Genomic DNA, 17,092 nt, shown 5'->3' with positions numbered 1-17,092 from the left:
GTCTGGGGCTAGTTCTGTTCTCCCCCACCGGTTGGGGCAGGTTGGGCCGGGGACTCGGTTGGTTCCTCACCCGGTTCGTGGCCGAATGCTGATTCATCCGCCCGGTAGTCTTCAAGCCATTCTTTGAGTGTGTCCTCCGAGAAGGCTTTGCTCATGGACTCCAGGCGGTCGTAATCCGGCAGCACAATTGAGGCTCCACCGGGGCCGGTCGATGGGCCCAGATTTGGCACCGTAAACATTTCAATGTTGTTGGTTCGCAGGCCAGACATTTGCATCCCCAAGCCTGCGACAGCCGCTGCGTCCAGCCCTTCATCCACTGAGAGGTATGGGCTGAATTCGTTGACGACCTTGTAGATGCGGTTCGGGTTGGTCAAGGTCTCTCGGTTCAAGAACTGGGACATGGTGCCAATGAGGAAGGCCTGTTGATTCTTCACACGCTGGTAGTCACCGTCAACGAAAGCCTTGCGTTCGCGGACGAAGCGTAGTGCGTCAGTCCCCTCAAGGCGGATCTCTCCTTTGGGGAAGTATGAGGGATTGCGTTGTCCCGCGGAGAAGGAGTGTTCGTTCTTGACGTCCACTCCACCTAAGGCTTCGGTGAGAGACTTGAACCCTTCAAAATCGATGACCACGACGTGGTCGATGCGTGAACCGAGCGTATTCTCCACCGTACGTACGACCAAGGGGATGCCACCGGCGTTAAGCGCGCCGTTGATTTTTTGGGTGCCGTGGTCCGGAATCTCGACCCACAAGTCACGCATGACCGACATGACGTACAGTGAGTCTCTGCTTTCGGGTACGTGCATCACCATCATGGTGTCTGAACGTTGCCCGTCTTCACCTTTGATGTTGGCTTGGTCCATGCCTTCCCCGCGCGTGTCCGAACCGAGGATGAGGAAGTTCAGTGAGTTATCTCCGGGGTCCTTGACGGGGCGCTGACCTTCTTCTTCCGGATCCGTGGGGATTGCTGACGCGATCGTCGAGCGTTTCTCGTTGAAGTTATTCGAGAGCGCGCTCAAGTACGCGGCGCTCAAACCAACAACGACCAAGACGAGTACGCCCACTGCGATCAAGGCGTTGCGCAGGGTATGGCGCTTGGGGGTATAGACACTGCGGGTGCGGCGTGGCCGGTGATCATGCTTGTCAGCTGGTGGCAACGCGTCTCCCGTGTCTTAGACTTCACTGATAATTGGTCGATACTGGTCTGCATCAACTTTACACCGCAGGAGAATATTTTCTGATTCGTGAATGCGCTCAAGCGTGACGGTTACGCGGCCGGGGCTGACACTTAGGGCAGTAGTAGCTGGAACGATTCATGAACGCTTCTCGCCTGATCAGCTGTTGCTCACCGTTTCGTTGGCAACGACGGCAAGCCTGGTTTTCCCGGCCGTAGGCTTCCAAGTCGCGCGCGAAGTATCCCGGGGTACCGGAGACATCAACGTAGAGCGCGTCAAAGGACGTGCCACCGGCAGCCAAAGAACGGAGCAAGATTTCTTTCAAGGCAGCGACCACCGTGGTGACTTCCCTCCGGGTGAGGTGCGCGGTACGCCGTTGGTAGTGCAATTTGGCTTCATAGAGGGCTTCATCCGCGTAGATGTTGCCGATCCCCGAGATGAGTGATTGGTCCAGCAGCGCTCGTTTCAGCCCAGTATTCTTCTTGCGCAGAGCGCGGTAGAGCCGTTCACTGTCGAAGTGCTGATCGAGTGGATCGCGGGCAATGTGGGCGATCTGTGCTGGGATCAGAGATTCGGCGACTTCTGCCTGTCCGGCTGGCGCCCCATCATCAGTTTGGATCAGTGTGTCAACGAACAACCCGCCGAAGATCCGTTGGTCCACGAACCAAAGCTCAAGTGATGTCCCATCGGTTCCGGTGCAAGTCAAGAGCACTTTTAGATGTTTCAGCTGTGCAGCCAGGGCTGGATCTGGATCTTGAACTAGTTGTTGGTACCGCTGCTGCCCGGACTTCAACAGTAGCTGTCCGCTCATACCCAAGTGGGTTACCAGCGCCACCGGACCATGATCAGTGTCGAGGGTAAACCACAGGTATTTGCCGCGGCGGGAAATGTTGGTGATGGTCGAGTTCTCGACCTGGGAGAGGAAATCTTCCACTCCAGCTTGGTGTCTGCGGATCGATCGTTGATCCAGCACCTGAACGTCTGTAATGGTGGCGCCCATGAGCCAGTTCTTTAGGCCGGTGCGCACCACCTCAACTTCTGGTAGCTCAGGCATGAGGCGGCGTCACTCCAGGTTGGAGTTGTTTCCAACTCTCGTGAGCCGCCCGTTTTTCTGACTCACGCTTGCTGGTAGCGGTACCTTGACCGTAAGGTTTCCCGTCAATGTACAAGGTGGCAGTGAAGACTCTGTTGTGGTCGGGTCCTTCTCCCACGATCTGGTATTCGTGGTGCTGGTGCTGATTGGCGTGCACGTACTCTTGGATGAGGGTTTTCCAGTCGTAGGCGTTGAGCATCGCTTCGGAATCATCCAGGAGGGCAACCACGTGCTCGGTGATGAGATTCTCTGCTGCCTCAATACCGGCTTGGATGTAAACGACACCGAAGATCGCTTCCATGGTGTCGGCCAAGATTGAGTCTTTTTGACGACCGTTGCTCATGAGCTCGCCATGTCCAAGCAAAATATAAGTACCTAAACCGATTTTGCGGGCAACATTTGCGAGAGCTTTGGTGCTCACAATGGCTGCTCGGAGCCGCACCAAGTCACCTTCTGAAGTATCCGGGTATCGCCGATACAGATGGCCTGTCACGACGTACTCCAGCACCGCGTCGCCTAAGAACTCAAGGCGTTCATTGTCAGCCAGCCCCGGGTTCTCATGGGCATAGGATCGATGTGTCAGAGCATGCGAAAGCGCCTCGAGATCGATATCGATCCCGAGACGCTCACGCAGTTCTTGAGGTGGAGCAGCTTGATGAGCGTCTTTCGCCTGTCGTTCGGCTTTCCGGCTCATCTGGCCTCTCCCCTCACATAATCTTTTGGTGTACCTGTCTTAGACGTCGGCGACTTTGCGGCCCTTGTACTCCATGAAGAGTGGGGTGCCTGCAGAGTCGGTGACAACCTTTGCCTGGTGTGGCAAGGAGTAGGTTACACGACCGTTTTCAACGGTCTTCACCAGTGCCGGCGCGGTAGCTTTCCACTGCGAACGGCGGTGACGAGTATTCGAGCGGGACATCTTCCGCTTTGGAACAGCCACAGTATTCTCTCTTCTCTGTAGTGATCGTTAAATCTATTGTGCTAGTTGGACTCAGGTTTCCCTAAATCGCCAAGCTCACTCAGTGCCGCCCATCGTGGGTCGATCACCTCGTGTTGGTGGTCTGGGTTTTCATCCAGCCGGACTCCACATTGATCGCACAGGCCCTGGCAATCTTCTCGGCAAACCGGTTGGAATGGCAGTGCGCTGACGAACGAGTCTCGGAGCATTGGCTCCAAGTCCACGTAGTCGTTAACGACTAGGCGCTGTTCCTCGTCATCCTCATCCAGAACCTCGTCTGGTTCGTAGAGGTAAAGTTCCTGGACTGGAACTTCTAGATCCATGCTGAGTGGATCAAGGCAACGCCCGCATTCACCGGTAGCTTCAGCTGAAGCTTGTCCGGAGACCAAGATGCCCTCGTGGACCGACTCGAGTCGCAAATCGAGCTCCATCGTGGAGCCTTCAGGGACCTGAACCAACCCTGCACCAAAGTCTGCTGGGGTAGGTACGTTCTCGTGGAGTTCCTGCATTGAACCTGGTTGACCAACTAGGTCCCGGACATCAACTGTGAAAGCTGATGATTCTGGGAAACTCATGCCAGTGCACTCCTTGTGAACATAGACCGACATACAATTCTAACTGTCTTGGGCCGTTCACCCAAAATGGCGCGCCGTGAGGGCACCCACTGTTGGTTACCGGGTGTTAGGCGTCTGAGCCGTTGAAGGCTCTGAGCACTGCACGGGGAACAAACTCACTGATGTCTCCGCCCAAGGATTGGACTTCCTTGATCAGGCTTGAGGACAGTGGCGTGTACTGTGAATCGGCAGTTAGAAAAACTGTTTCTACCGAGCTCAGGTGACGGTTCATGGCAGCCATCGGCACTTCATATTCGTAGTCAGCCACGTTGCGTAAACCTTTGACGATCGCGTTCGCACCTTGTTCACGCGCAAATTGGGCCAACAGCCCCCCGGTCATCGGTTTGACGATAATGCCGCTCAGCCCGGAGAAGGTCTGCTCGACAATCGAGATCCGCTCTTCCACCGCGAAACGATAGTTCTTGGCAGGGTTGTGTGAGACAGCCACGATCACCTCGTCGAAAAGGCCAGTGGCACGAGCAATGATCTCAACATGTCCGTTGTGCAAGGGGTCAAAGGAACCGGGGCAGATGGCTCTACGCATACTTCAAAACGTACTATAAAACTGTGACAAACCTGAAAGTTCCCCTGAAGTACGTCGGCAAAACAGCGGCATTGGTCCCAGATCGTTTTGAGACAGATACGTACGTTCTCATGATTGATGGCGCGGAACAGTCACACGTAAATCCTCGGCAGCCGCTATCCATTCGCTACGAATATCTGCAGCGCATCGATGCTGCCATTCAAGCGGCGTTTGCACCTGGTGACAGGTTGCGGGTCCTACACTTGGGCGCAGGCGCTTTGACGCTGGTCCGGGCTCTGCAGGTCCGCTACCCACATTCGCAGCACACCGTGGTGGACATCGAACCAGAGCTCATCGAGGCAATGTGTTCGGCGCTGCCTCTGCCAGATGCCACACGCTGCCACAGTTTTTCCATGGATGCGGCGCAGGCAGTCCGAGAGGTGCGAGGTGCAGGCCTACCCGGCGCACCAGATTCCTTCGACTTGATCATTGTCGACATTTTCCACGGAGCCGATACTGCCCCGCAATTACAGGTGTCGACCTTCTATGCGGACCTATCCGCGGTACTAGCACCAGAAGGCTGGCTGATGGTCAACATCGGGGATGAGGCTGATCAGTCATTCGCCCGGTCCCTGACCAAAACCATAACTTCGCATTTTCCGTCGGTGGCCGTGGCCGCGCATCCGGACGTGTTAGCCGCCCGATCGAGTGGGAATACCATCCTTGCTGCCACCAACGATACGGAAATCTTGGCGGATTTCTTGAGTCTCTGGCAACAAACTGGGCCGCAGCCGGGTCAAGTCGTCGGACCCGCTGAGATAAAGAACTATGTCAGCGGACGGTCAGCAAAGTAAAGGGTCGTTTCCCCATAGGTACGTGGCTTGAGCGCGTTAATACAATCGGGCCAAGTGGGGGCGTCGGCGCGTTTGCCCCGCTCAATCACGATGACCCCGTCCGGTGCGAGAAGGGGCGCAGCGACCTCTAGGAGCTCATTCACTTTGCGATCGGCCATGTCGTATGGCGGATCGATAAATATTAGGTCAAAGCTCTGGGCTGGCATGGAAACCGCAAACGTTTCTGCACTCTGCCGATAGGTTCGCAGGTCGGCCCCAAGGACAGAATCAAGTGCTTTGACGTTTGCGGTCAGTGCCGCATACGCCACCGGAGACTTATCCACGAAGACAACGTTCGCAGCTCCCCTGCTCGCCGCCTCCAGCCCCAGGGCTCCCGAACCAGCAAAGAGGTCAGCAACCCGGGCTTCGCTCAATGCTTCCCACGATTCCAGCCGCGAAAAAAGCGCTTCCTTTACCCGGTCGGTCGTGGGGCGGGTCTGGTCCCCTTTGACGGGGACGAGTCGTCTACCGGCAGCCTGGCCGGCGATAATTCGAGACATCAGACTGTCCTAACCGTGGTGGAGATATTCTGCAGCATAGTCTTGCTGCCAAAGTGTCATCCAGCTATTCAGCACGTCGACGATTTTTTCGCCGACGTCAGCACTGAGTATCTGGGCTGCCAAATCGTGGGCTGCAGAAATAAGTTTGGTGTCTTGGCGTAATCTCAGGAAGCGCAGGGAGGAGCCCCGACCCGACTGGTCTACGCCGAGGATGTCGCCTTCTTTGCGCAAGTTGAGGTCTTCTATTGCCAGTTCCATGCCGTCAGTGGTTTCGGCCACCGCGTTCAACCGGCGCAGAGTCGGTGCTGTGGCCTGATCGGTTTCGTCCCGTCTATGCACCATGATGAAGGTGCCTGGGTGTTCGCTACGGCGAATTCGCCCGCGCAGCTGGTGCAGCGTGGAGATACCGAATGAGTCAGCATCCAACACCACCATTACGGTCGCATTTGGCACATCGACCCCGACTTCCACCACGGTGGTGGAGACCAGTACATCAATTTCATGGCGTTCGAACGCCCGCATGATGTTTTCCTTGTCTGCGGCCGGCAATTGTCCATGCATTTGTCCTAGTCGCAGCCCTTCAAACAGCGGCAGCGTCGCCAAGCGCGCTGTGAGTACTTCTACGGCGGCATCATGTTGGCGGCCAAGGTCCGGGCCTTCGGCAGTCGTAGGGTTGATCTTGGGACAAATAATATAAGCCTGCCGCCCTTGCCGGACTGCATCAACGATTACTTGCCAGACGTACAGAATGGTTTCCGGTGACGCAGCCATGTTCACGACTGTGCTGTTCACGGGTGCTCGGTTGGCGGGTACACCTGCAAGCTCTACCATTTCCAGATCCCCGAAAGTTGTCAGCGCGATACTGCGCGGGATCGGTGTCGCACTCATCACCAACAGGTGTGGAACGGGCTCGGATCGTTGCCGCAAAGCGGCCCGTTGCTCAACACCGAAACGATGTTGTTCATCCACGACTACCAGACCCAGATTCAAGAAACTGACGTTCTCCGAAAGCACTGCATGGGTCCCGACCACGATGTCAGCTGAACCATCTGCGATCTCTAGCAGGGCTTGACGGCGTGCAGCCGTCGGCATGCTTCCGGTGAGCAGAACTACACGCAATGGCTGTTCGGCAGAAAAGTCTAATGTGTTGTTCTTGTTCTGCGTGGTGATGCCCTCCGTCATGGCCGAAATTGACCTCAAGTGCTGGGTTGCCAGCACCTCCGTGGGTGCCAACAAGACAACTTGACCGCCGTGTTGGATGACTTGGAGCATAGCCCGCAATGCCACAAGGGTCTTACCGGCGCCGACTTCGCCTTGGAGCAAAACGTTCATGGGATAGCTATGCGACAGTTTGTCGGCTAAGAGCGTTCCCGCTTCACGTTGTCCGTCAGTGAGTTCGAACGGTAACGATTCGTCGAAGGACGTCCGCATACTGAGGTCTTCAGCCGGAAAAGATTGCGCGGCTAATTCGGCAGAGTCTAGGCGTTGCTGAGCCAGAGACATTTGGATCATCAAGGCTTCGTGAAAGGCTAACCGCCGCACCGCCGCCTTAGCTTGTTCCATGTCAGCCGGACGGTGCAAGTACTGGAACGCTTGCGACAAGCTGATGAGTGACAGTTTCTCTCTGATGGGTTCAGGAACCGGGTCCGGCACATCCGCCGTGTCCACCAAGTCCAAAACAGTGTGGATGCTCTTTTTGATACGCCAGGTGGGAAGCGATGCTGTTGCTGGATAGAGAGGTTCCGGGCCCGGAGTTTGTCCGCTTTCGTCTGCATCGGTATTAACTTCCGGGCTGGACATTTGTAGTTGCCCGTTGAAGCTAGAAACCTTCCCGTGGACCATGATCGTCTCGCCGGGTGTCAATTTGTTGTGGATCCACCGGTTGTTGAAGAACGTGAGATCAAGACTCTGGTGTGAGCCGCCCACCGCGTTGCCTAACACCACTTTCGTCAGGAGGATGCCGCGGGCTGTCCTCCGTGGTGGGGAGACCTTCTGGACCTCTGCAATCACCGTGGCAGGTTCGCCAACCAATAGCTGGTCTAGCGGCGTGAGCTCACCGCGTTCGAGCCATTTGCGCGGCCGATAGTTCAGCAGTTGTCCTACCGTGGAGAAGCCAAGTTCCTTCTCCAGCGCCTGTGCAGTTTTGGTGCCCAGAACGTTTTGGAGCGGTTCGGTGAGCCGGGTAAAGAAGTCAGGCTGACTCATGGGTGCACAGATCGGAAATGATCAGATTTTCTGCTGTCCCGACTTTGTCTATGGCAGCCAGCGCCAACTCTTTGTCCGCTACGTGCACGTGAACACGCCATCGGTAGAGCTGGGCCTCTTCATCAAGTGTTTTCACCGCCGACATGATGACCGAGTCACCTGCGCGGTCCAGTTCGTACCGCAGGGTCGCAGCGTCAAGCGCAGAGAGGTCGATCGAGCACATGACTTCATAGCCTTCGACAGGATCTCCCACTTGGTGAATATGCGGGTGATCAACGTTGTAGCCGGAGAGCCCTGCAAGCAGGTCAGGGTCGAGTTCTTCGCCCAAGACTGCCGCGCGTAGGGCATCTAGCAACAGCAGAAGCCCCACTCCCCCAGAGTCCACCACGTGGGCTGCCTGTAGGGCTTGTAACTGGGACTCGGTTTCTCGGACAGCCTCTACGGCGGCGGAGACCATGTCTTCTAAGGCGATCTTCAGGCTCTGGCCCGATTCATCAAGGCCAGCAGCTACGCTACGGACGGTGGTTGCAGTGCTGTCCAAGACCGAGAGCATGGTTCCCGCTACCGGTTCTGACAGTGCCGCCCAAGCCTTGACCGTGGCTCGGTCTAGGGCCAACGCAAGCGTCTGCGCTGTCAGCCGGTCGACGCCCTCCAACGATTCCGCTAAGGCAGCCAGAATCACGGCCACCAGGGTGCCGGAGTTGCCCCGGGCGTTCTCCATGGCCGCTGTCGCCGCCACACTGAGGTAGGCCCCTAGGTCGTCGTGGTTCTCGTCCTGCAATGCGGCAGCCGCTGCAGCGACAGTGGAATACAGGTTTGTGCCGGTGTCCCCGTCAGGGACGGGGAAGATATTGATGGCGTTGAGGCGATCCGAGTGGTTCCCCAAAGAGGTTGTAGCTGTTGTCAGCCACAACTTGATTGCTGGCGCTCTTCCGGTGACTTTACCTGGCGCGCTCGGGGCTACCACGGGAGGACCTTCCTTCTGCTTTCCTGTCGCTACAAGTGTAGTTGGTTTAGAGATCTTGTGAGCTAAGCCACGACTCGAGTGTGTTGTTATTGATGGCTTCTCCGAGTTCTTTGATCTTGTCTTTATCCGGCCACACAACTGACTGCTGCTGGGCCCAGCCCGTGCCCGTGTTCGGCAGAGTGAAGTTCTTGATATCGGATCCACGGATACCGGCCATCTGCGGTGCTAGGCCCAACATGGTGAAGGTGTCGAAGTTTTCATCCAACGTGACGGCTGGCGCCAACGAGTTGATGGTTTCGGTTGTCTTGCCTGGGTTCAGCAGAATATCGCGGGAGCCAAGCTGAGTGAACACGCCCTTCATGAAGGCTTGCTGGTTCCGCACTCGCTGATAGTCACCGTCTGAGAAGGCCTTACGTTCACGGACGAAGGCTAGAGCAGTTTCCGAGTCCATGGTCTGTGGTCCTTCGGCGAAATGGTGGCCCTTCTTGACCCCGGAATCAAAGGCTTTCGGCACGTCAATGGTGACCTCACCAAGGGCGTTGACAACATCACGGAATCCTTCAAAGTCCACGCCAGCAACATGGTCAATGTAGATGCCCATCATGTTCTCCACGGTTTCAACAGCCAGCGGGACACCGCCGTAGGACAATGCGGCATTGATCTTTGCTTCGCCGTGACCGGGGATCTCGACCCAGAAGTCACGCATGATGGACATGACGTAGGCTTTACCGCCACCTTCTGGGATGTGGACGACCATCATGGTGTCCGCTCGTCCCCCATTGGGCACGGTCGGCAGGTTCTCGGACTCGCCTGATCCGCCGCGTGAGTCGGAACCCAGCAGCAGGATATTGGTGGCGCCGGTGTTCTCAGGGCGTCCATCTTCATCCGGGAAACTAGACTCGAAAGTGTGAGATTTGCCCTGGAAATTGTTGAGCTGGCTAAAGCCGTAGACACCCGCTAAAGCAACAAGCCCCAGAATGACAATGAGGATGTTCGCAATGACCCATTTGCTGCGCTTACGCGGCCGTTCCTCGATGTAGTCTTCATCGGCGTCGTGGTAACGGCCGTCGAAAGAATCGCTCATGTTTTCACCTTTAGTCTTTTCTGCTGGCTGGCACAGCGATCAAAAAGTTACCGTGCACTCCGGATATGATAGCGGGTATGCCTGCCAAAACTCCCCTTCGTCTCGTCATGACTGCTGCCACATCCGCGTTAATCCTTGCCGGGTGCAGCGCACCGGTGGATATTACTGCGGCAGAAGATGCAGCAAATCCTGATTGTGCTCACACCATGATCGCGTTACCGGACGAGCTGGCAGGGTTGAAAAAACGACGGACAAACGCCCAAGCCACGGCTGCTTGGGGCGAACCCGCCCAGGTGGTCCTCCGTTGTGGGGCACCCGATCCGGGAGTGACGGCTGATCTGTGCGTTGGGGCCAATGGTGTCGATTGGATTACTCGTGAGGGTGATCCGAACTGGACACTTATCAGCTACGGACGCACCCCCACCATTGAAGTCACGTTCAATCCGGATGATGTTTCATCTTCATCAGTGATGACCGAGCTGGCCAAGCCTGTCTCGATGATCGAAGCAACTAAGTCTTGCCCTTCACGTGCTCAGGACGTTGATCTGGGCAAGACCCAGCAATCCGAGAACGACTGACTTCTTTAGCGCAGGCCGATCGGTCGTTCCAGAGCTAGCGTCAGCAACTCATCGACGAGCTGCGGATACGGCAACCCTGTCTTATCCCACATTTGCGGGTACATGCTGATCGGGGTAAAGCCTGGCATCGTGTTGATCTCGTTGATCACGAACTTGCCTTCTGGCGTGTAGAAGAAGTCCACGCGTGAGAGACCCTCTGCGTCGACTGCATCAAATGCGATGACAGCTTGGCGGCGGACCTCAGCGATTGCTTCTTCGCTCAAGTCAGCAGGACACGAAAGCTCACTGGCGGCTCGGTCCATGTACTTGGCTTCGAAGTCATAGAATTCGTCTTGGCCGCCCGTCACGACGATCTCGCCGGGGTATGAGGCCCGCGCTGGATCGTTGCCGTGGCCCTCTAGGACAGCGCATTCGATTTCACGTCCGGCGATGGCCGATTCAATCACGACCTTCAGGTCGTGGTTGCGCGCCTCGTCGACGGCGGCAATGAGACCTTCGCGATCTGTGACTCTGGTGATTCCCAGTGAAGATCCGGCTCGTGCTGGTTTCACGAATAGTGGGTACCCCAGCGCTTCGGCTGCGTCGTATCCTGCTTCTGGGTCGCGCGAGAACTTCTTGTTGTCCAGAACAACGTAAGGTCCAACTTCAAGGCCGACCGCTTTGAACGCTAGCTTCATGTAGTGCTTGTCCATGCCAACAGCAGAAGCCAGAACGCCAGGCCCAACATATGGGAGGGCTGCGATCTCCAGCAGACCTTGGACAGTTCCGTCTTCGCCAAAGGGACCGTGCAAGAGTGGGAAGACGACATCAATCTTGCCCAAGCTGACGTCTTGACCGTCTTGGACCACCACCAGCTCTTGGGTGCCACCTGTGACGTCGAGTCGGGCGGGGGTTCCAACTTCTGTGATCTCCGGCAGTTCACCATTTCCCAGATCTGCTTGATACTCATCAGCCGGCAGGTACGTCCACTGGCCGTCCTTGGTGATCCCCACCGGTAGCGGTTCATACTTGTCCTGATCAATCGCATGCAACACGGAAGAGGCCGTGATGCACGAGATTGGGTGTTCCCCAGAGACTCCCCCGAACAGGAGCAATACTTTGATTTTGGCTTCATTGCCGGTCATGGTCGTACCTCTGCTTTCAGGTCGCGTGAAAGCAGCAAGTTAGCCATGTCTTTCACAACGAGTCGGTCTTCTAGGACACGCACCACTGCTTCACAGATCGGCATTTCAACTCCGTTGCTGCGAGCAACTTGGGTGACTGCTTTGGCTGACTTCATCCCTTCAGCCACTTGTTTCATCTCGGTCTGAATTTCTAGTACCGTCTTGCCTTGGCCTAGCATTCGGCCAGCAGTTCGGTTGCGGGACAGTGGCGAGGCGCAGGTGGCAACTAGATCTCCTAGCCCCGCCAGCCCGGCAAGGGTTTCAGCCCGGCCCCCAAGTTTCAACGCTAACCGGGTAGTTTCGGCCAGCCCACGGGTGATGACGGATGCCTTGGAGTTATCGCCAAGGTTCTGCCCGTCGCACATACCAACCGCTAGGGCAATCACGTTCTTGACGACCCCGCCCATTTCAACACCGATTACGTCCGTGTTGGTGTAGGGACGGAAGTAGCTGGGATTACAGTACGAGACGACCTTCTTGGCGTTGTCTTCATTGGTGCACGCAACGACTGAAGCTGTTGGCTCTTGGCGGGCAATTTCCATGGCCAAGTTAGGGCCAGACACAACAACGACTTGGTCTTCCGCAATCACGAGTTCTTCAGCGATGACCTCGCTCATCCGCAGTCCTGTTTCTCGCTCCAGACCTTTGATCAAGGAGACCACCAGAACACCCGGCTTCAGTTCATCTTTGATTTGAGTCAAGTGGGGCCGCAGGCCTTGCGCTGGTACCGCCAAAACAATCATGTCCGCGTCGCGTACGGCTTCAAGAAGCTCGGTCGTGGCTTGGATACTCGCGGGCAGACGAATGTCTCTTGTGTAGGCGGGGTTGAGATGCTCATCATTGATGGACTCTGCGACTTCAGCCCGGCGCGCCCATAATGTGATGACTGTTTCCGCGTCAGTATCTGCAGCACAGTCAGCCAATACCTTGGCGAATGTGGTCCCCCAGCTCCCGGCGCCTAGAACGGCGATCTTGGTGACGGTCACGATCCTTCTCCGTTCTGGAACTCGTATCGGTCCGTCCGTCGATCCCAACGGCCTGCAGGTGGCTGCTCACCGCGAATGATCGCCAGCTCAGCCGTGATTGCGGCCATCATCTTTTCCGTTGCGTTCTCGAGCAGTGATTTCGTTAATGCTTGACCTTGAAACTCACTCAGGTCAACGTCTTGTCCGACCCGAACAATGGCTTTCTTCCGCGGAAAGACATGCAGCTTTTTACCGTACGGGTGCAGCAGCTCGTGCGCACCAAACTGAGCAATCGGAACCACGGGGGCGTTCGTTTTCAGTGCCAAGCGCGCGGCGCCGGTGTGCCCTTTCATGGGCCACAGGTCAGGATCCCGGGTGAGGGTGCCTTCCGGGTAAATGATGATGGCGCCACCTGCGTCCAGAGCTTCTTGCGCGGCTTCCAACGATTTACCGGCCCCAGTGGATCGCCGCTCGACCGGGATCTGTTTCAACGCAGACAGGGCTTTACCTGCAACTGGGAGTTTGAACAGTGAGTCCTTGGCCAAGAAATGGACTTCGAAGTCCGCGCGGTGAACAGCTAACGCAACCAGGAACGGGTCGATTTTGGTCACATGGTTGGCGACAACAATGATGCCCTTGCCACGGTGTGCTTTGAGTCGATCGTATTCTTGGTACTCGTGACCAATCAGGGAGCCGAAAGCAGGGGCGATCGCCAACCCGGCAAGCCGTTGACTGACAGAACGGCTCATGATTTACCTGCCTGTGGTTGAGAAGGACGGTTGCGAGGTACGGGAGAGTTCGAACTCAGCACCAAGATTTTCGAGCTTTTCGGTGAACCGTTCGTACCCACGATTGATGATTTCAAGTCCGGTAGCACGGGAGGTGCCTTCAGCTGCCAGTGCTGCAATCAAGTGGGAGAAACCGCCACGAAGGTCTGGGATATCAAAGTCGGTGCCTTTGAGTTTGGCCGGCCCTGAGATGACTGCTGAGTGCAGGAAGTTTCGTTGCCCAAACCGGCACGGAGTTGAACCCAAGCATTCCCGGTGCAACTGAATGTTGGCGCCCATCTGACGCAACACATTCGTGAAGCCGAACCGGTTCTCATACACCGTCTCGTGAACGATTGAGACCCCGGCGGCCTGCGTGAGCACCACGACCATCGGTTGCTGCCAGTCAGTCATGTAGCCGGGGTGGACATCCGTTTCGAGCACAAGCGGACGAAGTGCCTCACCGCTGTGGTAGAAGCGGATGCCATCGTCATGGACATCAAATTCGCCGCCGACTTTTCGGTAAACGTTCAAGAACGCAGTCAAGTCACGTTGCATGGCACCCTGAACGAAAATATCGCCCTGAGTCACCAGGGCAGCTGATGCCCACGAGGCTGACTCGTTTCGGTCCGGGATGGCCAAGTGGTTGTATCCGCGGAGGCGCTCAACACCTTCAATTCGAATGGTGCGGTCCGTTTGGACGGTGATGATCGCTCCCATTTGCTGCAGGATCGCGATCAAATCATGGATTTCTGGCTCCACTGCAGCGCCGGAAAGCTCGGTGATACCTTCTGCCTTGACTGCCGTGAGCAGCACCTGTTCGGTTGCTCCAACGGAAGGGTACGGAAGGTGAAGTTTTGCTCCTCGCAAACCGGAAGCGGGAGCTGAAAGGTGGATACCGCTCGGGAGTTTCTGGACGTCTGCACCGAATTGGCGCAGCATCTCCAGATGGAAGTCAATGGGGCGATCGCCGATACGGCAGCCGCCGAGATCCGGGATGAAAGCCTCGCCCAGCCGGTGCATGAGTGGGCCGCAGAACAGAATTGGAATGCGGGAGTCTCCTGCGTGAGCATCGATTTCGGCGCTATCGGCCTTACTTGCCTTCGCAGGGTCCATACTGAGCGAGCCAGTGGCGCGATCATGTTCAACTTGGACACCGTGTGCCTGAAGCAGAGCGGTGACAATATCAACGTCTTTGATTTCTGGGACGTTGCGCAACACTGACGGTTCGTCACCGAGTAGAGACGCCACCATGGCCTTGGGGACCAGGTTCTTCGCGCCACGTACTTCGACGCGGCCGGAGAGGGGCTTCCCACCTTGGATTGTCAACAGTTTTGCCATTGTGTCTACGGTTGTCTCTCTCTGCAGGGGTCGCGGAACACTCTATCCGCTCCTGCCATCCTACCTGTAATCATGGTCTTACCCGGGGAGGCAAAGAGCGGGAAGCAACAAGCATAGTCATCCTTGCCGCTTCCCGCCCAATGCGTCAGATCATGATTATTCGCTCAGAGTTCGAGCCGGCAGGGTTTTCGGTTTAAACGAAGGCCGGGTCTTCTCAAACTCGGTGATTTCGTTTTCCTTCTGCATGGTCAAGCCAATATCGTCAAGGCCTTCCATCAGACGCCAGCGAGTGTAGTCATCAATTTGGAAATCAACGACAAGACCGCCGCATGTCACGGTACGGGATTCCAGATCCACCGTGATCTCGGTGCCTGGATTGTTGTCAATTTCCTTCCAGATCAGCTCAATGTCGGACTGTTCAAGCTGCGCGGCGACCAGTCCCTGCTTGCCCGAGTTGCCCCGGAAAATGTCAGCGAAGCGTGAAGACAGCACGGCCTTGAACCCGTAGTCTTTCAAAGCCCAAACTGCGTGCTCACGGGAGGAACCGGTACCAAAGTCTGGGCCGGCCACCAGTACGGAGCCGTTCTTGTACGGTTCCTGGTTCAAGATGAAGTTCTCATCTCGACGCCAGTTGGCGAAGAGCGCGTCGTCAAAACCGGTTCGAGTGATCCGTTTGAGGTAAACGGCCGGGATGATTTGGTCGGTATCCACATTGGACTGGCGCAGTGGAACGCCAACACCGGAGTGGCTAATAAACTTTTCCATTGGTTTCTCCTCCAAAAATCCTAGTTCGCCAGATCAGCCGGTGAGGACAAGGTGCCTCGAACCGCCGTGGCAGCAGCCACCAACGGCGAGACGAGATGGGTTCGCCCACCCTTACCTTGACGCCCTTCAAAGTTACGGTTTGACGTGGATGCGCAACGTTCACCTTCTGACAGCTGGTCCGGGTTCATACCCAGGCACATGGAGCAACCGGCAAAACGCCATTCCGCACCGAAGTCTTTGAAAACCTTGTCCAAGCCCTCAGCCTCTGCGTCGAGCCGGACCCGTGCGGAACCAGGGACCACGATCATGCGCACATCCGGATCCTTTTCACGACCACGAATGATGTCAGCAGCGGCACGCAGATCTTCCAGTCGGGAGTTGGTGCAGGAGCCCAAGAAGACGGTATCCACCCGGATGTCTTTCATGGGGGTGCCGGCTTCTAGATCCATGTATTCCAGCGCGCGTTCGGCGGCTGCACGATCGTTTGCGTCGTCAAAGTCTTCTGGGTTTGGAACTGCATCTGACAGGCTGACGCCCTGGCCGGGGTTGGTTCCCCAGGTGACAAATGGCTCGAGCTCATCAGCGTTTAGGAAGACTTCCGCGTCGAACTTGGCGCCCTCATCGGTGGGCAGGGTCTTCCAGTATTCGACAGCGGCATCCCAGTCGGCACCGGTTGGTGCGTGTGGGCGGCCCTTGACGTATTCGAAAGTGGTCTCATCTGGTGCGACCATGCCTGCGCGTGCGCCGGCCTCAATGCTCATGTTGCAGATGGTCATACGGGCTTCCATGGACAGCTGACGAATCGCAGAGCCACGGTATTCCAGCACATAGCCTTGACCGCCACCGGTTCCGATCTTGGCAATGATGGCCAAGATGATGTCCTTGGCGCCCACTCCTGGCTTCAGAGTTCCCTCTACGTTGATTGCCATGGTTTTGAAAGGCTTCAGGGACAGCGTCTGTGTGGCCAAGACATGTTCGACCTCAGAGGTGCCGATGCCCAAGGCCAGCGCACCAAAAGCGCCGTGTGTTGAGGTGTGAGAGTCACCGCAGACGACGGTCATGCCCGGCTGCGTCAGACCCAGCTGTGGGCCAACGACGTGGACAATCCCCTGCTCGGCATCCCCCAGTGAGTGAATGCGGATACCGAATTCTTCGGCGTTCGAGCGCAAAGTCTCGATCTGTTTGCGGGATACCGGGTCGGCAATCGGTTTATCGATATCCAGGGTTGGGGTGTTGTGGTCTTCCGTCGCGATGGTCAGGTCGGGACGGCGAACCGGGCGATCGGCAAGGCGCAAACCTTCAAAAGCCTGTGGGGAGGTCACCTCGTGCACAAGGTGCAGATCAATGTAGATGAGGTCTGGCTGCTTGGCAGCTCCTTCACCTTCACCAATGGCAACCACATGGTCAGCCCAAACTTTTTCTGCAAGTGTGCGTGGTCCTTGTTGAGGGACAGTTGCAGACACCACAGCAACCTCCTGAATAGTTCTAAAGATAGACTCATTCATTT

At 56.5% G+C, this 17,092-nt stretch carries 18 protein-coding genes; 2 read left to right on the top strand and 16 right to left on the bottom strand.

All coding sequences use genetic code 11. The features are described from left to right. Window positions 1-8: 8 nt before the first annotated feature. The 6 genes from ACFFFR_RS09870 to coaD form a co-directional block, all read right to left on the bottom strand. Window positions 9-1,154, bottom strand: coding sequence for an LCP family protein (locus ACFFFR_RS09870; protein WP_377460021.1), 1,146 nt, complete (start codon window positions 1,152-1,154; stop codon window positions 9-11). Window positions 1,155-1,251: 97 nt separating this feature from the next. Then, window positions 1,252-2,226 carry a bifunctional DNA-formamidopyrimidine glycosylase/DNA-(apurinic or apyrimidinic site) lyase gene (gene mutM, locus ACFFFR_RS09865; RefSeq protein WP_377460019.1) on the bottom strand — a complete coding sequence of 325 codons (975 nt, stop codon included), beginning with the start codon at window positions 2,224-2,226 and terminating at the stop codon, window positions 1,252-1,254. After that, entirely contained in the window at window positions 2,219-2,959 is a 741-nt protein-coding gene (gene rnc, locus ACFFFR_RS09860; RefSeq protein ID WP_377460017.1) for a ribonuclease III, read from the bottom strand. Before rnc ends, mutM begins: the two co-directional genes overlap by 8 nt. A gap of 39 nt (window positions 2,960-2,998) precedes the next feature. Beyond that, entirely contained in the window at window positions 2,999-3,202 is a 204-nt protein-coding gene (gene rpmF / locus ACFFFR_RS09855) for a 50S ribosomal protein L32 (protein WP_377460015.1), read from the bottom strand. A gap of 41 nt (window positions 3,203-3,243) precedes the next feature. Next, window positions 3,244-3,795, bottom strand: a complete 552-nt coding sequence (locus ACFFFR_RS09850) for a YceD family protein (RefSeq protein WP_377460013.1) — start codon at window positions 3,793-3,795, stop codon at window positions 3,244-3,246. A gap of 106 nt (window positions 3,796-3,901) precedes the next feature. Beyond that, entirely contained in the window at window positions 3,902-4,378 is a 477-nt protein-coding gene (gene coaD, locus ACFFFR_RS09845; protein WP_377460011.1) for a pantetheine-phosphate adenylyltransferase, read from the bottom strand. A gap of 23 nt (window positions 4,379-4,401) precedes the next feature. Between coaD and ACFFFR_RS09840 the strand changes: the two genes are divergently transcribed. After that, window positions 4,402-5,211 (top strand): spermidine synthase, encoded by an 810-nt coding sequence (locus ACFFFR_RS09840; RefSeq protein WP_377460009.1) that lies wholly within the window; start codon window positions 4,402-4,404, stop codon window positions 5,209-5,211. Here ACFFFR_RS09840 and rsmD read toward each other — a convergent pair. The 4 genes from rsmD to ACFFFR_RS09820 are packed head-to-tail and all read right to left on the bottom strand — an operon-like array spanning window position 5,184 to window position 10,006. Next, window positions 5,184-5,750 (bottom strand): 16S rRNA (guanine(966)-N(2))-methyltransferase RsmD, encoded by a 567-nt coding sequence (rsmD, locus tag ACFFFR_RS09835; protein ID WP_377460007.1) that lies wholly within the window; start codon window positions 5,748-5,750, stop codon window positions 5,184-5,186. The two genes, ACFFFR_RS09840 and rsmD, sit on opposite strands and share 28 nt — an antisense overlap. Window positions 5,751-5,759: 9 nt before the next feature. Continuing rightward, window positions 5,760-7,955, bottom strand: a complete 2,196-nt coding sequence (locus ACFFFR_RS09830) for an ATP-dependent DNA helicase RecG (RefSeq protein ID WP_377460005.1) — start codon at window positions 7,953-7,955, stop codon at window positions 5,760-5,762. Continuing rightward, window positions 7,942-8,922, bottom strand: coding sequence for a DAK2 domain-containing protein (locus ACFFFR_RS09825; protein WP_377460003.1), 981 nt, complete (start codon window positions 8,920-8,922; stop codon window positions 7,942-7,944). Before ACFFFR_RS09825 ends, ACFFFR_RS09830 begins: the two co-directional genes overlap by 14 nt. A gap of 46 nt (window positions 8,923-8,968) precedes the next feature. Next, window positions 8,969-10,006, bottom strand: a complete 1,038-nt coding sequence (locus tag ACFFFR_RS09820; protein ID WP_377460001.1) for an LCP family protein — start codon at window positions 10,004-10,006, stop codon at window positions 8,969-8,971. Between the two features lie 77 nt (window positions 10,007-10,083). Here ACFFFR_RS09820 and ACFFFR_RS09815 point away from each other — a divergent pair, with 77 nt between their 5' ends. Beyond that, the gene (locus ACFFFR_RS09815) at window positions 10,084-10,584 is read left to right on the top strand and encodes a DUF3515 family protein (protein WP_377459999.1); all 501 of its coding nucleotides are present in this window, start codon (window positions 10,084-10,086) and stop codon (window positions 10,582-10,584) included. A 5-nt stretch (window positions 10,585-10,589) separates the two neighbouring features. Here the strand turns inward: ACFFFR_RS09815 and ACFFFR_RS09810 are convergent, their stop codons facing one another. The 6 genes from ACFFFR_RS09810 to leuC all read right to left on the bottom strand — a co-directional run bounded on the left by ACFFFR_RS09810 (window position 10,590) and on the right by leuC (window position 17,048). After that, window positions 10,590-11,708, bottom strand: a complete 1,119-nt coding sequence (locus ACFFFR_RS09810; RefSeq protein ID WP_377459997.1) for a D-alanine--D-alanine ligase family protein — start codon at window positions 11,706-11,708, stop codon at window positions 10,590-10,592. Next, window positions 11,705-12,733, bottom strand: coding sequence for an NAD(P)H-dependent glycerol-3-phosphate dehydrogenase (locus ACFFFR_RS09805; protein WP_377459995.1), 1,029 nt, complete (start codon window positions 12,731-12,733; stop codon window positions 11,705-11,707). The genes ACFFFR_RS09810 and ACFFFR_RS09805 overlap by 4 nt, the downstream gene beginning before the upstream one ends. After that, entirely contained in the window at window positions 12,730-13,461 is a 732-nt protein-coding gene (locus ACFFFR_RS09800) for a lysophospholipid acyltransferase family protein (protein ID WP_377459993.1), read from the bottom strand. The genes ACFFFR_RS09805 and ACFFFR_RS09800 overlap by 4 nt, the downstream gene beginning before the upstream one ends. A 3-nt stretch (window positions 13,462-13,464) precedes the next feature. After that, a complete protein-coding gene (gene murA / locus ACFFFR_RS09795) occupies window positions 13,465-14,820 on the bottom strand; it encodes a UDP-N-acetylglucosamine 1-carboxyvinyltransferase (RefSeq protein ID WP_377459991.1) in 1,356 nt (451 codons plus the stop codon). A 156-nt stretch (window positions 14,821-14,976) separates the two neighbouring features. Next, complete coding sequence (leuD, locus tag ACFFFR_RS09790) at window positions 14,977-15,585, bottom strand: 3-isopropylmalate dehydratase small subunit (protein WP_377459989.1); 609 nt, start codon at window positions 15,583-15,585, stop codon at window positions 14,977-14,979. 20 nt (window positions 15,586-15,605) lie between these two features. Beyond that, entirely contained in the window at window positions 15,606-17,048 is a 1,443-nt protein-coding gene (gene leuC / locus ACFFFR_RS09785; RefSeq protein ID WP_377459987.1) for a 3-isopropylmalate dehydratase large subunit, read from the bottom strand. Between the last annotated feature and the right edge of the window lie 44 nt (window positions 17,049-17,092).

It is taken from the genome of Micrococcoides hystricis (assembly GCF_042434215.1).
In the GTDB taxonomy this organism is placed as follows: domain Bacteria; phylum Actinomycetota; class Actinomycetes; order Actinomycetales; family Micrococcaceae; genus Micrococcoides; species Micrococcoides hystricis.
Note: the sequence above shows the minus strand (reverse complement) of the source record. Positions and strands in the feature narration are given on the sequence as shown.

Coding starts and splice junctions, on each gene's coding strand:
- mutM (WP_377460019.1), bottom strand. CDS start 2,226: ATGCCTGAGCTACCAGAAGTTGAGGTGGTGCGCACCGGCCTAAAGAAC.
- rnc (WP_377460017.1), bottom strand. CDS start 2,959: ATGAGCCGGAAAGCCGAACGACAGGCGAAAGACGCTCATCAAGCTGCT.
- ACFFFR_RS09850 (WP_377460013.1), bottom strand. CDS start 3,795: ATGAGTTTCCCAGAATCATCAGCTTTCACAGTTGATGTCCGGGACCTA.
- coaD (WP_377460011.1), bottom strand. CDS start 4,378: ATGCGTAGAGCCATCTGCCCCGGTTCCTTTGACCCCTTGCACAACGGA.
- rsmD (WP_377460007.1), bottom strand. CDS start 5,750: ATGTCTCGAATTATCGCCGGCCAGGCTGCCGGTAGACGACTCGTCCCC.
- ACFFFR_RS09830 (WP_377460005.1), bottom strand. CDS start 7,955: ATGAGTCAGCCTGACTTCTTTACCCGGCTCACCGAACCGCTCCAAAAC.
- ACFFFR_RS09820 (WP_377460001.1), bottom strand. CDS start 10,006: ATGAGCGATTCTTTCGACGGCCGTTACCACGACGCCGATGAAGACTAC.
- ACFFFR_RS09815 (WP_377459999.1), top strand. CDS start 10,084: ATGCCTGCCAAAACTCCCCTTCGTCTCGTCATGACTGCTGCCACATCC.
- ACFFFR_RS09810 (WP_377459997.1), bottom strand. CDS start 11,708: ATGACCGGCAATGAAGCCAAAATCAAAGTATTGCTCCTGTTCGGGGGA.
- ACFFFR_RS09800 (WP_377459993.1), bottom strand. CDS start 13,461: ATGAGCCGTTCTGTCAGTCAACGGCTTGCCGGGTTGGCGATCGCCCCT.
- murA (WP_377459991.1), bottom strand. CDS start 14,820: ATGGCAAAACTGTTGACAATCCAAGGTGGGAAGCCCCTCTCCGGCCGC.
- leuD (WP_377459989.1), bottom strand. CDS start 15,585: ATGGAAAAGTTTATTAGCCACTCCGGTGTTGGCGTTCCACTGCGCCAG.